Raw genomic sequence first — 14,259 nt, forward strand, 5'->3', positions numbered from 1 at the left:
GCGCGGGCCTGGGGCAACGACCCGATGCGCCCACGGGACCGGCTTGTTGCGCTCCTGTGACGCCGACCGCACCGACCCGGGACGCCTCGCGGGAATGCTTCTCCCATCATCGGATTCATCCTCGGGGGAACTCTCATGCCCGCCCGCGCCAGACGCCGCAGTACCGCCGCCGCCATCGCTCTCGCCTCCGCCGTCACCGGCACCGCGCTGCTGCTGACCGGGTGCGGCCCGGACGAGATCGCCAAGGCCGCCCCGCCCGCTGCCACCGCGCCGGGCGGGGCCACCGCGCCGACCGCGCCCGGCAACCCGGCCGACACCCCCGGCAACCCCGCCACCCCTGCCGCCGGCGCGCCCACCGCCACCGCTGCCCCCACCAAGAGCACGCGCCCGGCCATGAACGGCACCGGCGGCAGCAGACTGACCATCAGCAATGGCACCCAGTACGTCCTGCTGAACGGCACCTCGGTGGACTTCGGCACCGCGGTCCGCGACCTCGCCTGGTCCTCGGACGGCAGCAAGGCCGTCTTCGTCGACGGCGACGGCGACCTGGTCACCGCCAACCCGGACGGCAGCGGGCGGGTGGTCGTCGCGAAGCACCTGCCCGGGCAGAGCTGGTCCCACCCGGCCTGGCACTACGTCGCGGCCGACCAGACCAACCTGACCGCGCGGAAGGACATCTTCTTCGTCTCCACCGCGGGCGGGGTCACCAGCCTGGAGACCGTCCCGGCCGACTCCGCCGACGGCACCCCGACCCCGCTGGACCTGAGCTCCGCCATGGACGGCGTCCAGAACATGCCGCAGACCGCCAACACCTGGCCGAACGGCGCCGGCACCAAGGGCACCGTCGTCTTCGCCAACACGCAGACCGGTGACATCTACCTCCGCGACGACTACCTCCGCCAGATGGTCTCCCAGGTCGCTGCCGGCTCCGAGCCGACGGTCACCGCCGACGGGGAGGAGGTGGTCTTCGTCCGCTCGGTCGGCGGGCACGACCACGTCTTCGAGCAGAACCTGCAGACCCCGCAGGCGCCCGCCACGGACCTCACCCCGAACGCGACCACCGACTACACCGAGCCGGCGCTCTCCCCGGACGGCACCACCATCGCGGTGCGCACGCCCGACGGCATCGCCAGTCTCCCCGCCGACGGGTCCGCCGCCCCGACCCTGATCTCCACCCACCCGGGCCTGCCGGCCTACCGCTGACCGGGCCGCGCGGCGGGCATCCCGGGCACGGGGACCACGCACCTGCGGCCGAGCGGGTGGTCCGCGGCCGCCGGGCAAGGGCGGGCGCGGTGTGGCGGGGCGGGTCCGGCGGCTCGGCGTCCAGACTCGTGGTCGGGGTGGCAACAGGAAGATCACCAGGAAGGCCGAGATCACACCATGCATGTCTCACCAACTGACCGCCGCCGCCCGGAGAACGTCGCCGGCTCGGCCACCCGCCGCCGCTTCCTCGTCGGCGGCGCCGGCGCACTGGCCGCCGTCCCCCTGCTCGGAACCGCCCCGGCGTTCGCGCAACCCCGCGGCGTCGCCGATCCGGCGCGGCCACCGGTGCTGGACGGGGACACACCCGGGCCGGACGAGGCGATGCGGCGGCTGGTCGAAGGCAACGAGCGCTGGGTGGCCGGAGAGCTCCTGCATCCGCACCAGACCGTGGCCCGCCGCCTGGCCGTGGCCGCGGGACAACTCCCGCTGGCGACCGTCTTCTCGTGCATCGACTCCCGGGTGCCGCCCGAGATCGTCTTCGACCGCGGCGTCGGGGACCTGTTCGTCGTGCGAACCGCGGCCCAGACCAACGACGACCTGATCCAGGGCGCGGTCGAGTACGGCGCCGAGGAGGCCGTGACCCCGCTGGTCGTGGTGATGGGCCACCAGCGGTGCGGCGCCGTCAGCTTCGCGGTGGACGCCCTCAACGACGGCACCGAGGTACCGGCCCACCTCGTCGCGGTCGTCGAAGCCCTCAAGCCCGCCTACGAGGCAGCCAAGCCCCTCCCCGGCGACCAGGTCGACAACACCATCCGCGCCCAGACCTGCCTCACCGCCGACCAGCTCCGCGAGGACCCCCTGCTCGCCCCCCTCATCGGCGAGCACCGGGTCCGGGTGGTGGGCGCCTACTACTCCCTGGACACCGGCTGCGTGGAGTTCATGCTCCCCTGACGTCTGACGTCCTGACCACGCGTCAGGACGAGACGCCGACCGCGTGCCGGACGGTCGCCGGGTCGTCCAGGCAGCTCAGCAGCGCGTCGGCGACGTCCGCGCGGCCGATGCTCCGGCCGTTCGGGACGTTGCCGTCGACGACCCGCCGGTAGCTGCCGGTGCGGGGCCGGTCGAGCAGTCGGGGCGGCCGGATCACCGTCCACTCGGTACCGCTCGCGGCGAGCACCCGTTCCATCACCGCGAGGTCCGCGTACACGTCGCTGAACACGGCACGCAGCAGCGGATACCCGATGGCCCGGGTGAGCAGGCCCTCGCCCGGCGGGGTCGGGCCGAGCGGCGCGGCGCTGACCACCGCGAGCCGCCGCACGCCCAGCCGGTCCATCACCTCGACGACGGACCGCAGCGCGGGGCCGGTCACCGGTGCCGCCTTCGCCTGCCTCCGGCCGCGCGGACCCAGCGCGCTGACCACGGCGGACCGGCCCTCCAGCACCGGGCGCAGCGCCGCCCGGTCGGTCAGGTCGGCCACGGTCGCGACGGTGAGCCCCGGCCGGTCCGGCCGCGGCAGCCGGGCGGGGTCGCGCACCACCGCCGTGACCTCGTGCCCGGCGTCGAGCGCCTGCTGAACCACCTCGCGGCCCACGCCGCCGGTCGCGCCGAAAACGGTGAGTCTCATGACCGTCTCCCGATTCTCGCGATATCTGGTGGGTGAGTACTCACTCACCCCTCTTCCGCTAGAGTGAGTGAATGCTCACCCCCACGTCAAGCGACCGGCCGAACCCGCCCACCCGACAGCGCCTGCTGGACGCCGCCGAGCGGCTGATGCGGACCGTCGGGCTGGCCGCCGCCACCACCAAGGCCATCGCCCGCGAGGCCGGCTGCTCGGAGGGCGCGCTCTACAAGCACTTCGCCAACAAGGAGGAGCTCTTCGTCTGCGTGCTGATCGAGCGCTCGCCGAACGCGGCCCCGCTGCTGGCCGAACTGGCCGCCGACCCCGGCGAGCGCACCGTCGAGGAGCACCTGACGGCCATCGCCCGGCACGCCGCGCTCTTCTACGCCGAGGCCATGCCGGTGGCCGGCTCGCTCTTCGCCGACCCGCCGCTGCTCAGCCGCCACCGCGACGGCCTGCACGAGATCGGGCGCGGGCCGCACCTGGTGCTCGACGCGCTCACCGGGTACCTCGACCGGGAGCTGGCACAGGGGCGGATCAGGCCCGACGCCGACCCCTACGCGGCAGCCGCGCTGCTGCTCGGCGCCTGCTTCCAGCGGGCGTTCTTCCTGCACTTCTCGGGTGAGCCGGCGGTGCGCCCGATCGAGGAGTTCGCGCCCGCCGTGGCCGGGGCCACCTGGGCCGCGCTGCGCTGACCGAGTCGGGTCAGCGGTACGGCTGCCGGTCGTCGCGGTGGGCGGCGGCGCCGGCGACCAGGCGCCAGGAGCGGCTGTGCCAGGTCAGGGTCCACGTCTCGGGCGCGTGCCGGGCATTGTCGATCCAGGCCCCGAGCTCGGCGAGGACGTGCTCCTGCAAGGCGCGGCGGGCGGCGGCCCGGTCGGCGGCCGGCAGGGGGCAGACGGAGACGTGGATGCGGCACCAGCGCGAAGGGTGGACGCCGCTCCCGTAGTTGGCACGGACAACCGGTGTCCAGCCGACGTGCAGGAGGGTGCCGTCGCCCCAAGGGTGGCCGCCGAAGGACAGCTCGTCGACCTCGGCGAACCGCTCGCCGAGAGCGGTCTGGACGTCTGTCCGCGTGAGCGGCCACGACAGGTGGCGCGGCAGGCGGCGGTTGCGGGCTGGCACGGGCCCGAGAATGGCAGAGTCCCTGGCGGAAGCGCATGTCCATTTCGGCACCCCCCTTCACCCCCCTACTCTGTTCGTGCGCGTCCCGATGTGGTGAGATGTGCGCTCACGGTCTTGGGTCGCTGGTGGGGGTGCGGTGTGCTGAAAAGTGAGCGGCTGCTCGCGCTGGACGAGGACGCGGTGCAGCTCGCGGCCGCGGGTCTGGTCCGGCTCGGTGTGCGGGAGTGGCTGGACGACGCGGCGGGGGCCGCGGGGTGGCCGGTGCGCGCGGACTCGTTCGCCAACGCCTGGCTCGCCTTCGGTGACCGCCCGGCGCCGGGCCCGCGGGTGCCGGCCGCACCGGTCCTGCGGGCGGTCGTGCACCGGGCCGCGCAACTGCTCCTGCAGGCCCGCGACGGGGACGGTCCGGCCGTGCTGGAATGGCTGGGCGCGCGGTCGGCCGAAGCCCGCGAACAGGCCCGCCGGGAGCAGCTGGCACACCCCGCCGAACCCACCGCCCTCACCCTGGTCTGGCACGGCGTCCAGGCCCGCACACCGGAAGGCGCGTGCGGCCAGGGCCGGCGCATCGACGAGCGGTGCGAGGCGTACATCCGCGAGCGGCACCGCCGCCAGGACACCCTCGCCCTGACGCTGGCCTGCGCCCGACTGGCCGCCGCCGCCCTGGTCGAGCTCAGCGGCCAGGACCCGGACCGGGCGGGTGAACGCATCGAGGAGCACGCGGCCCGGTACATGCCGCTGGACAGCCCCGCGCCGCTGTGGGTACCGGCCTGGCGGCAGCCGACCGACTGACCGCCGCGAGCGCTCCTGGCCAGGGGGGGTACGCTGCGGCCGTGATCGATGATGAAGACCAGATTCTGGCTGCCGCGATAGGCGCGCTGGGAGCCAGCGGTGGTGGGGCTGGCGGCGGACGAGGGGCGACGTTCGCGGCGAAGCGCTTGAAGAAGAACGTCCATGAGATCGACCTGACGCTGGCCATGCCGCTGGATGCCGCTGCCGCACACGCCCTCGCCGTCCTCGCTCAGGCGGGACGCCTACTGGAAGCGGAAGACGCCCGGTCCACGGGGGCGCGAGCTGTCCGAGCGCTTGTCGGGGGCGGACTCGGGAACATGAATCCAGTTCTGATCACCGTCAGTCTGACCGAAGTTGGGCCGGAGCGAAGCACTGTGTCCGTTCGCGGTGCGGCCAAGGAGGGTCTCATCAAGCAGCGGGCAGGAGAGAAGACGGCGAAGCGCATCGCCGAACTCCTGGCTCAGCAGGCAATGAGCTGACTGCTACCCGCCTTGGGCCAGCCAACTTGGCTTGTCCGCATAGGCTCCGACATGGTGTCCGGGATCTTCAAGATGCTCGGCTTCGAACTTCCCAGCCGCGTCGGCTGCCTGAACCGGCGTCAAGACGGACACTCCGCCTGGAGTGGCGGGAGGCTCTCGGATTCCGCCGCCCCCGCCACGCAGGGCGGCGTCGTTCTGGAGACGTGCCCGGATTGATTACGTGATGTCCAGGGTGGCGAGCGGGCGACTGGCGTCCCGGGCGTGGTGGCGGAGACCCGCGGCGATGTTGTCGTGGCCGGTCAGTCGCAGTGCACCGATGGCGAGGTTGCGCAGGGTGGCCATGGCGCGGGGCGCGGTGCCGGTGCGGACGCGGGGGGCGTCCTCGGCGTACACAGTGTCGCGCACATGATGGATCTTGTTCTCGATGCCCCAGCGATCACGCACGCGCTGCGCGATCCCCACCGGACCGGCCTGCTGTCACTGCTGATCACCCCGGGTCAGCGAGCTGGACGCCTACCAGCTGGTGACGCAGGGCGTCGAGTCGCCGCTGGCGAACGTCTGCGACAGCAACTACACCTCGGTCGCCAAGATGCGGAAGGCCTACCTGCCCAGCGGCAGCTCCGCCTACGGCGTGCACGAGGTGCTGCGGCAGCGCGCCTCGCAATACCTGGCGGGCTGAGCGGGCGGCCCGGCCGCCGCGGCGGCGGCGGCCGCGTTGCTGCGCCGGTCATCCCGGCGCCAATCATCACGGCCGCCGGCGCAGGGTCAGCACGCAGGTCAGCTCAGCACGTCGCAGACGTCGACGGACTTGGTCTGATACAGGACGTCGGGCTGGTGCGTCGGCGAGATCGACAGCGCCTCCCCACCGCTGAGCACGAACTCGCCCTGGGCGTGGTACGGGTCACCGGCCGGGACGGTGAGCCCCACGTTGTCCGGCACCACCCACAGGTCGGACTTGTCCGGCAGGTTGTAGAGAGTGCCGGTACCGCTGAGGTCCTCGTCCACGGTTCTGCCGGTGGAGAGATTCGTGAAGTGGGCGATGAGCGGGCCGCGGAAGTCGGTCGCCAGCGGCGAGCCGTCCGGGTACCTGGCGGCGACCCGCATCTCGACGGCCTGCGTGGGGAACTCCTCCTTGAGCTCGAACGGGCAGACCAGGCCGGCGGGATGGTCCAGCGGGCCGTAGGTGATCGGCGTCCAGCCGTCGCCGGATCCGGTGGTGTCGGCCGAGGCCGCAGCCGGGAACGCCACGACGAGCAAGCCCGCCGACAGGGCCAGGCCGAGCATTCGTGTCCGCATGCTATCCCTTCGTGTTCTGATGGCTTCCTGGATCCGCGTCCCGAGCCCCTGCCGGATCCATCCATCACTGTGGGGCCACCGGACCCGCGAGGCAATCCCTTCGGCCGAGGCTGAAACATGAGGACGGCTATGCGCATCCACTTCACCCCCGACGACCTGCTCCGCATAGGACGCGCTGATCTGGCAGCTGCGCGGCGAGGTGCCCGTCGACGACGCCTACCTGCAGCGCGTCGATGTCGAGTCGACCGACACGTCCCAGTCGATGTCACCCGCCGCGTCGGCCTCGGCCTGGACCCGTTGAAGCAACAGCTCCCACGTCCCGTTCGCCGACCAGCGACGATGCCGCTCGTGCACCGTCTTCCACGGCCCGTACCGCTCCGGCAGATCACGCCACTGCACGCCCGTCCGGATCCGGTACAGCACCCCGTTCACGACCTGCCGATGGTCCCGCCACCTGCCACAACGACCGTTGCTCACCGGCAGAAGCGGCTCCAGCCGCTCCCACTGTGCATCCGTCAGATCACCCCTATGTCCCACAGTCCTATCAACGACTCAACTGATCGCCAGGACACTGCCTAGTGCTGGAAGAGTACTTCCGGATTGTTCGGCGAGGGGCCGTCCAGCAGCGGACTGTGGATCCCCTTCAGCGTCTGGTCGAAGAACGCTGTCGCGTACTCGCGGGTGATCACCACCCCGCGTTCCGGGGAGAGGGGCGGCGTCGGGAACCCGGCCTCCTCCAGAAGCAGGTCCAGGTCGCTGAAGCTGAAGTGGTCGGCGCCGGCGACCGTCAGCCACTTCTTGTAGCCGCCGAGGGCGGCCCAGGCCTGCTCCCACACGGTGTAGTCGTCGCCGCCGGGCGCGTGGTTGACGGCCGCACCCAGCATGAGGAACGGCCGGTTGATCTGGCCGGGCATCGGGGCCGGGTGGAAGGTGCCGTCCATGTTCACTCCGGCCCGTACTCGCGGGTCGGCGATCATCGTGGCGGCGGCCGCCGCTCCGCCGATGGAGTGTCCGGCCATGCCGATCTCGTGCTTGTCGATGAGGTGTGCCAGGCGCCACGCGGTATTGCCATGCGTCAACTGGTCGATCACGAAGGACACGTCCAGCGCACGGCTGGCGGCGACGGAGTCCAAGTCGAGCGCCGGGTCATCGCAGATCGCGCACGGCGGCGTCTGGCCGTTCGCCAGCGTCTCGCCGCTGTCCTCGTAGGTGTGGCCGACGAGCGCGACGACGTAGCCGTGACTGGCCAGGTCGGTCGCGAGCGAGGTGAGCACCATGCGCGGGTCCTCGAACGCGGGTGAAAGGACCACCAGCGGATACTTGCCGCTCTGCGGCCGCGCACCGTCGAAGGCGTGAGTGGTGACACTGGAAAGGTTCTGTGGGGTGACGCCGGAGCTCGCCGGCATCTTCCGCTGCTGGATGACTCCGGCTGCCTCGGCGAGGGTCATATAAGGGGCCGGAGTCCCGGTCCCGGGGACGGCCGGGTAGACCATCGTGACGGTCAGTTGGCGGGGGCCGGATGACGGCACCCACGGATCGGGACGGCTCGCGTCGGTGAGGTGGATGACGTCCTCGCCGGCGGCGTAGGGGCCGGTCGGCGCGGGGAGCGTGCCTTGGAAGGACCGCGTGGGCGCGGTGGCCGTGGCCGTGGCCGGTGCGGTGTCGAACGCGTGCGTGGCCACCGGTGTGGCCGACGGTGTGGTCGTGGCGGCGAACCCGGCGCCGGTTCCGGTGACGAGGGCGGCGAGCGCCAGCACCGCGACAGCGCTGATACGGCGATTGCGTTTCATGGGATCGACGCTAGGACACCTCGACGGGGGTCTGCCATGAGCCTGGCACCCGCATCCATGGTGGCACCGTTGCCACCGTTGCTGATTCTGCAGTCGGACAAGAGAGGCGCGTCGACGATGCCGTTCTCCTGGGTGAAGGCGGCGATGAGGGACTGCCAGGCGATGTTGTTGACCGCTGCCCACCCGGCCCCCGCCCAGCCCTCATGTCCACCCCCGGTGACGCCGACGCTTTTGGCTACTCAACCCCAGATAACGGACGCAGGCGGTGGCCGAGTTGAAGCAGAAGATGAGCGAGGCAGCGTAAAATCTGTCTTCGCACCGCATCGGTTCAGTCTGTGTCGGCCAGCCACTGGTCGATGAGCGCCTTGCCAATCGAATCGACCCGGTACGGGCCGCCGAGAGCAGCGTCCGCCAGCCGCGCGCGCAGTTCCGCGGCCGTGAACCAGCGTGCCTCCACCACTTCCACGTTGTCCACATCGATCGCGTCGGAAAGAGCCTCGGCGCGAAACCCGATCATCACCCCGGCCGGGAACGGCCACCCCTGGGAACCCTGGTAGGTCACCGCACCCACGGTGACGCCGGCTTCCTCCCGCACCTCGCGGCGCACCGTGTCCTCGAAGCTCTCGCCGATCTCGACGAACCCGGCTAGGGTGCTGAAGCGGTTCGGGCCGGATGCCGCATGGCGGCCGAGCAGGCAGCGCCGGGGCGTGCCCGGAAGCTCGACTAGCACGATCACGGCCGGTTCGATCCGCGGGAACAGCAGCTTCCCACAGTTCTGGCAGGTCCGCAGGTGGCCACCATTGCAGGACCGGGCCGGGCCCCCGCAGGCGCCACAAAACCGCTGATTGCGGTTCCAGTGCAGAATTCCCCGCGCGTACGCCAGCAGACCCGCTTCGTCCGGCGTGATGGTGGGAACCATCGCCCGCACGTCCAGCATCCTGTCCGCGCCGGCCAGCTCGACGGCGCTCTCCCGTTCGAGCCCGGACACATCAGCCGCGAACACCGCCCTCTCGCCTTCGAGGCCGAGCAGCACCCGGTCGCCGGCCGCGACGAGGATGTCCCTCGCCTGGGCCAAGGGCAGCCGCAACGGCGTTTCGTTTCGCACCAGGCACTGGTCCTGCCACAGGGGAATGACCTGGGTACTGGCCCTGGTCAGCAGTGCCTCGATCCAGTCCGAGTCTCCCCGCCGATCAACGACACGGTCGAGCCCCAACCCGCTGTAGTACACCGCTCCTCCTGGATCACAGTGTCTGCCTGTCCTCGACACTAGCGGATACGTCCGCCGACACCCTCCGCAGCTAGAACTTGCCTAACATGCCTTACCGGATCAGATCTGGGATGAACTGGCTCGATGGCTTGACAACACTAGATAACCACCGTCACATCCCGCGGTCAGGTCTGTGCCAGGGAACGGGGCGATCGTCCGGACTCATGGGCAGGTGTTCGAGATTGACCGGACCGGGGTAGAAATACGTTCCATTGGGATGGATGACTTCCTCGCCAATGAGGTGCCGGTAGAGCCACTCGGCGAAGCTCATGGCATGCTCCCAGTACCCGCCTTCGTCCCGGTCGTGTACCACCACGCTCCAGTCGGGCGCCCTCCAGCCAGTCGAAGATGCGCGTCAGTGAGAGCTGCTGGCGCCACAGGTTGCGGACGGTCGGCTCGCTCAGCAGGCTCTCGGCCAGGCGGGCCAGTTCATCGCGATGCGCCGTCTCCTGTCCGCTGCCACGGGCCGTGCTCCTCGGTTCGGGCAGCACGGCGGTGAGGAGGGCAGGGTCGCGTGGGCTGACCGGCGTGCGGGCGACGCGCCCGTGCCGTCAGTATCCAGGCTCAGTAAAATTCCCGCGATCCGTTCGAGTTCGGCAATCACTTCGTCAGCACTGCGGGTTGCGAGACGCCGGGCGAACTTCGACCATCCTGCGGGTCAGCGGCAACCATCCGGCATAGGACGCGCAACGGTTCTGCCACCGGTAGTCCGCCGTGGCACCCCGAGTGCCGCGGTCGCTCGGTGTTGCGGCATGATCAGGCGCTGTGCCCGAAACGCTCACCACTTCGACGCGGCCGTGCCCCGGTTGCGGCGCCCGGATTGTCACGGACCCGCGGTTCACCGCCTGGTGCCCGGTCTGCGAGTGGAATCTGGGCGCCGAGCCGTCCCGCGGGCGCTGGCGTCGGTGGCGCCGTGCGCGCGACCACGCCCGGGTCGAGCGGCTGTACGCCAAGCTCGCCGCCCGCCCCGCCGACCTGCGTATCGGACGCGGCGCTGCGTGGCTCCTCGCGGTGCTGCTCGCGGCGCTGGTGCATCTGTGCACGCTCGGCGTGCTGGCCGGCTCGCTGTGGCTGCTGGTCCGCGGCTACCCGTTCCTCAAACTGCTCGGGGCAGCCGGCCTCTGCCTGACCTGGCTGCTGCGCCCCCGGCTCGGCGGCTGGCGCGGCGATCCCGCGGTGCTCGCCCGCGAGCAGGCTCCCGCGCTGTACGCCCTCGTCGAGCGCGTCGCGGACGAACTGGGCACCCGCCGCCCCGACCGGCTCAGGATCACCAGGGCGTACAACGCCTCCTACGGTGTCCGGGGCCTGCGCCGACGGGTCGAGCTCAGCCTCGGCCTGCCGCTGTGGACCGCGCTCACCGGGCAGGAGCGGATCGCCCTGCTCGGCCACGAGTTGGGCCACGGCAGCAACGGCGACCAGCGGCGCGGCCCCTGGCTGCACACCGCGCTGCGCACGCTGGAGGCCTGGCACGCGCTGATGATGCCGCACGCCGGGGACCGCTTCCGGCCGCGCAACGGCAGCAAGCGGGCCTTCGACGACCTGGTCACCTGGCTGCTCCTGTGGTGCGCGGTTCCGGTCCGGCTCCTGCACGGCGCGCTGCACCGGCTGACCGCGCTCAGCAGCCAGCGCGCCGAGTACCTCGCGGACGAGATGGCGGCCCGTGTCGCCTCCTCGGCCGCCGCCGGCGGAATGCTCGGCAAGCTGTTCCTGAAGGACAGTGTGGGGAACCACGTGTCCCAGCTGCGCGCCGCCGCGCGAAACCGCGCGCTCCCCGCCGGCGCGGACCCGGTGGAGGAGTTCTGGACCGGGCTGAGCGCGTACCTGGAGTCCGTTCCGGCCACGGAGCGGGAGCGCCGGGCCCGGCTCAGCGCCCGGGAGATGACCGCCGTGGACACCCGCCACCCGCCCACCCACCTACGGGTCCGGCTGCGCTCCGAACGCCCGCAGCAGCCCGCGGCCGTGGTCGCGGACCGATCGCAGTGGGCGGCGATCCACCGGGAGCTCGCCCCCGCTCGCCGCCGGATCGCCCACGAGCTGATCGATTTCTGAGGCTCAGTCAACTCCCCCGCGGATTCCCCGCGCACGTTCGATCCGGATGGCGATGCCGTCCAGGAACGTCGCCAGGATCAGTTCGAACACCTCCTCGTCGTTGCGGAAGAGTTCCGTCAGCCGTTCGGCGCTCTTGTGCAGGAGCGGGAAGTCGCGCTCCTGCAGCATGCGGTACTTGACCGCCCACGCGGCCTCGTCCTTCGCCTGCGTCGCCGGGTCGAGGGACGAGAACGCCGCCGTGTACTGCGTCATCGCCAGTGTCAGGTCCAGGAGTTGGCGGTAGCACTCGGCCGCGGCGATGACCGGCAGGCCGGCCCGGTGCAGGACCGAGATCAGCTCCTCGACGCTGCTCGTCTCCGCCGGGCTGGCCGTCGTCCGCGCGGCGGCCAGCACCGCCACCGCCGGCCGTGCCAGGTAGGAGTTCCGTACGCTGCGCGCGGTGACCGTGAGCCAGGCGCGCCAGTCGTCCGACGGGCCGTCGGGCAGCGCGGCCCGGGCCAGCTTCACGCCCTCCTGGACCGTCAGATCCGTGAGGGCGAGGATGAGTTCGTCCTTGTCGCGGAAGTGGCGGTAGACCGCGGTCGGGTCCGCGCCCAGCTCCTTGCCGAGGCGGCTGAAGGTGAGCTGGCCGCCGCCTTCGGGCGAACAGAGGCGCAGTGCCGCCTCCAGGATCGACTCTCGGGTGAGCGTCGCACGTCGCTTCGCCTTTGACTCTTCCGCCACCTGGGCCTCCACGCGGGCCGCTCCTCATCGTTCGCTCGGTTCTGGCGCTGTCACGCCGGGGCGCTTCACTCGATCGTAACGGCGCGGGCGTGTCAATGCCATTGACACGGCCATTGTCATCGGCTTTTCTTCTCCCATCATCCGGCAGTGCCCTTTCCGTGGCCCGCCGTTCAGGTTCCGCCGTCTCCGCTCTCCCCCATGCTCTGGAGCGCCCGTGCACCTCGCTCACCCCCCTGCCGACCTGGTCTTCCTCGGCGGCCCCGTCTACACCGTCGACCCCGCCCGGTCCTGGGCCACCGCCGTCGCCGTGCGCGACGGGCGCATCGTCGCGGTCGGTTCGGACCACGACGTCCGGCCCTTGATCGGCGCCGCCACCGAGGTCGTGGACCTCGCCGGACGCCTGCTGCTGCCGGGCTTCCAGGACGCCCACGTCCACCCCGTGCTGGCCGGCACCACGCTGCGCAGCTGCGATCTGCACGAGTTGCGCACCGCCGACGAGTACCAGCGGGCCGTCGCCGAGTACGCCGCCGCGCGGCCCGAGGCGGCCTGGATCACCGGCGGCGGCTGGGGCATGGACGCCTTCCCGGGCGGCACGCCGCACCGCTCGCTGCTGGACGCCGTCTGCCCCGACCGTCCGGTCGCCCTGCCCAACCGCGACGGCCACGGCCTGTGGGTCAACAGCCGCGCGCTGCAGATCGCGGGCATCACCGCCGAGACGCCGGACCCGGCCGACGGGCGGATCGAGCGCGAGGCCGACGGCACCCCGACCGGCATGCTGCAGGAGGGCGCCGCCGAGCTGGTGACCCGTCACCTGCCGCCGCCCACGGACGAGGACTTCTACCAGGGCCTGCTGGCCGGCCAGGCCTACCTGCACTCCTTCGGCATCACCGGCTGGCAGGACGCCGCCGTCGGCGCCCACTTCGGCCCCGGCGACGTCTACGGCGCCTACCTGCGGGCCGACCGCGAGGGCACGCTGACCGCGCGGGTGCGCGGCGCGCAGTGGTGGGACCGGGCCGGCGGGCTGGAGCAGCTGCCGGGCTTCCTGGAGCGCCGCGCCGAGGCCGAACGGGGCGGCGAGCGCTTCCGGGCCGGCACCGTCAAGATCATGCTGGACGGCGTCGCGGAGAACCACACCGCGGCGATGCTGGAGCCCTACCTGGACGGCTGCGGCTGCTCCTCGGCCAACGCGGGCCTGGACTTCGTCGACCCCGCGAAACTGGGCGGCTACGTCGCCGAGCTGGACGCGGCCGGGTTCCAGGTGCACTTCCACGCGCTCGGCGACCGGGCCGTGCGCAACGCGCTGGACGCCGTCGAGGAGGCCATCCGCCGCAACGGCCGCCGCGACAACCGGCACCACCTGGCGCACCTCCAGGTGGTCCACCCCGACGACATCGCCCGCTTCCGCGAGCTCGGCGCGACCGCCAACATCCAGCCGCTCTGGGCCTGCCACGAGCCGCAGATGGACGAGTTGACCATCCCGTTCCTCGGCGAACCCCGGGCCGGGTGGCAGTACCCGTTCGGCTCGCTGGTCCGGGCCGGCGCGATGCTCGCGGCCGGCAGCGACTGGTCCGTGAGCACCCCCGACGTGCTGGCCGGCGTGCACGTCGCGGTCAACCGCACCGGCGAGGAGGAGCCGAACCGGGTGCTCAACCCCGAGGAGCGGATCGACCTGGGCACCGCGCTGGCCGCCTACACGGCCGGCACCGCCCGGGTGAACCACCTCGACGAGTGGACCGGTTCCGTGCAGGTCGGCAAACTCGCCGACCTGGTGGTGCTGGACCGCGACCCGTTCGCCGGCCCCAGCCAGGCCATCGCCGAGACCCGGGTGCTGCGCACCTACGTCCAGGGCGAGTTGGTCCACTACACCGACGCCGAATCCGAGTGAACCACCGGGACGGGGAGCGCCGTCAGAGCCAAGGA

The 14,259-nt window shown here is 71.8% G+C and carries 16 protein-coding genes and 1 pseudogene; 8 read left to right on the forward strand and 9 right to left on the reverse strand.

Annotation, left to right across the window (positions count from 1 at the left end; translation table 11 throughout):
• Nucleotides 1-135: 135 nt before the first annotated feature.
• On the forward strand, nt 136-1,203 hold the full coding sequence (locus OG403_RS02730; protein ID WP_329561090.1) for a hypothetical protein: 1,068 nt from the start codon (nt 136-138) through the stop codon (nt 1,201-1,203).
• A 177-nt stretch (nt 1,204-1,380) separates the two neighbouring features.
• The gene (locus OG403_RS02735; protein ID WP_329561092.1) at nt 1,381-2,154 is read left to right on the forward strand and encodes a carbonic anhydrase; all 774 of its coding nucleotides are present in this window, start codon (nt 1,381-1,383) and stop codon (nt 2,152-2,154) included.
• A gap of 22 nt (nt 2,155-2,176) precedes the next feature.
• Here OG403_RS02735 and OG403_RS02740 read toward each other — a convergent pair whose 3' ends face one another.
• Nucleotides 2,177-2,827 (reverse strand): NAD(P)-dependent oxidoreductase, encoded by a 651-nt coding sequence (locus OG403_RS02740; protein WP_329561093.1) that lies wholly within the window; start codon nt 2,825-2,827, stop codon nt 2,177-2,179.
• A gap of 71 nt (nt 2,828-2,898) precedes the next feature.
• Here OG403_RS02740 and OG403_RS02745 point away from each other — a divergent pair, with 71 nt between their 5' ends.
• On the forward strand, nt 2,899-3,516 hold the full coding sequence (locus OG403_RS02745; protein WP_329561095.1) for a TetR/AcrR family transcriptional regulator: 618 nt from the start codon (nt 2,899-2,901) through the stop codon (nt 3,514-3,516).
• A gap of 10 nt (nt 3,517-3,526) precedes the next feature.
• Here the strand turns inward: OG403_RS02745 and OG403_RS02750 are convergent, their stop codons facing one another.
• Nucleotides 3,527-3,946 carry a hypothetical protein gene (locus tag OG403_RS02750; RefSeq protein WP_329561097.1) on the reverse strand — a complete coding sequence of 140 codons (420 nt, stop codon included), beginning with the start codon at nt 3,944-3,946 and terminating at the stop codon, nt 3,527-3,529.
• 138 nt (nt 3,947-4,084) lie between these two features.
• On the opposite strand from OG403_RS02750, the gene OG403_RS02755 reads away from it, so the two are divergent.
• Both OG403_RS02755 and OG403_RS02760 read left to right on the forward strand, forming a co-directional pair.
• The gene (locus OG403_RS02755) at nt 4,085-4,735 is read left to right on the forward strand and encodes a hypothetical protein (protein WP_329561098.1); all 651 of its coding nucleotides are present in this window, start codon (nt 4,085-4,087) and stop codon (nt 4,733-4,735) included.
• A gap of 41 nt (nt 4,736-4,776) precedes the next feature.
• Nucleotides 4,777-5,214, forward strand: coding sequence for a hypothetical protein (locus tag OG403_RS02760; RefSeq protein ID WP_329561099.1), 438 nt, complete (start codon nt 4,777-4,779; stop codon nt 5,212-5,214).
• A gap of 216 nt (nt 5,215-5,430) precedes the next feature.
• Here the strand turns inward: OG403_RS02760 and OG403_RS02765 are convergent, their stop codons facing one another.
• A complete protein-coding gene (locus tag OG403_RS02765) occupies nt 5,431-5,658 on the reverse strand; it encodes a hypothetical protein (RefSeq protein WP_329561100.1) in 228 nt (75 codons plus the stop codon).
• Nucleotides 5,659-5,737: 79 nt separating this feature from the next.
• On the opposite strand from OG403_RS02765, the gene OG403_RS02770 reads away from it, so the two are divergent.
• Entirely contained in the window at nt 5,738-5,893 is a 156-nt protein-coding gene (locus OG403_RS02770) for a hypothetical protein (RefSeq protein ID WP_442910853.1), read from the forward strand.
• Nucleotides 5,894-5,991: 98 nt separating this feature from the next.
• Here OG403_RS02770 and OG403_RS02775 read toward each other — a convergent pair whose 3' ends face one another.
• The 5 genes and pseudogenes from OG403_RS02775 to OG403_RS02795 all read right to left on the reverse strand — a co-directional run bounded on the left by OG403_RS02775 (nt 5,992) and on the right by OG403_RS02795 (nt 9,838).
• A complete protein-coding gene (locus OG403_RS02775; RefSeq protein ID WP_329561102.1) occupies nt 5,992-6,510 on the reverse strand; it encodes a hypothetical protein in 519 nt (172 codons plus the stop codon).
• Nucleotides 6,511-6,735: 225 nt separating this feature from the next.
• Nucleotides 6,736-7,047, reverse strand: a pseudogene (locus OG403_RS02780) (IS5 family transposase); the annotation flags it as partial.
• A gap of 38 nt (nt 7,048-7,085) precedes the next feature.
• Complete coding sequence (locus OG403_RS02785; RefSeq protein WP_329561103.1) at nt 7,086-8,300, reverse strand: alpha/beta hydrolase family protein; 1,215 nt, start codon at nt 8,298-8,300, stop codon at nt 7,086-7,088.
• A 328-nt stretch (nt 8,301-8,628) separates the two neighbouring features.
• The gene (nudC, locus tag OG403_RS02790) at nt 8,629-9,528 is read right to left on the reverse strand and encodes an NAD(+) diphosphatase (RefSeq protein WP_124286798.1); all 900 of its coding nucleotides are present in this window, start codon (nt 9,526-9,528) and stop codon (nt 8,629-8,631) included.
• Nucleotides 9,529-9,679: 151 nt separating this feature from the next.
• The gene (locus tag OG403_RS02795) at nt 9,680-9,838 is read right to left on the reverse strand and encodes a hypothetical protein (RefSeq protein ID WP_329561106.1); all 159 of its coding nucleotides are present in this window, start codon (nt 9,836-9,838) and stop codon (nt 9,680-9,682) included.
• A gap of 494 nt (nt 9,839-10,332) precedes the next feature.
• Between OG403_RS02795 and OG403_RS02800 the strand changes: the two genes are divergently transcribed.
• The gene (locus tag OG403_RS02800; RefSeq protein WP_329561108.1) at nt 10,333-11,616 is read left to right on the forward strand and encodes a M48 family metallopeptidase; all 1,284 of its coding nucleotides are present in this window, start codon (nt 10,333-10,335) and stop codon (nt 11,614-11,616) included.
• 3 nt (nt 11,617-11,619) lie between these two features.
• Here OG403_RS02800 and OG403_RS02805 read toward each other — a convergent pair whose 3' ends face one another.
• The gene (locus OG403_RS02805; RefSeq protein WP_329561109.1) at nt 11,620-12,339 is read right to left on the reverse strand and encodes a TetR/AcrR family transcriptional regulator; all 720 of its coding nucleotides are present in this window, start codon (nt 12,337-12,339) and stop codon (nt 11,620-11,622) included.
• A gap of 214 nt (nt 12,340-12,553) precedes the next feature.
• Here OG403_RS02805 and OG403_RS02810 point away from each other — a divergent pair, with 214 nt between their 5' ends.
• Nucleotides 12,554-14,224, forward strand: coding sequence for an amidohydrolase (locus tag OG403_RS02810; RefSeq protein ID WP_329561111.1), 1,671 nt, complete (start codon nt 12,554-12,556; stop codon nt 14,222-14,224).
• Nucleotides 14,225-14,259 lie beyond the last annotated feature (35 nt).

This window comes from Kitasatospora sp. NBC_01266 (assembly GCF_036242395.1).
In the GTDB taxonomy this organism is placed as follows: domain Bacteria; phylum Actinomycetota; class Actinomycetes; order Streptomycetales; family Streptomycetaceae; genus Kitasatospora.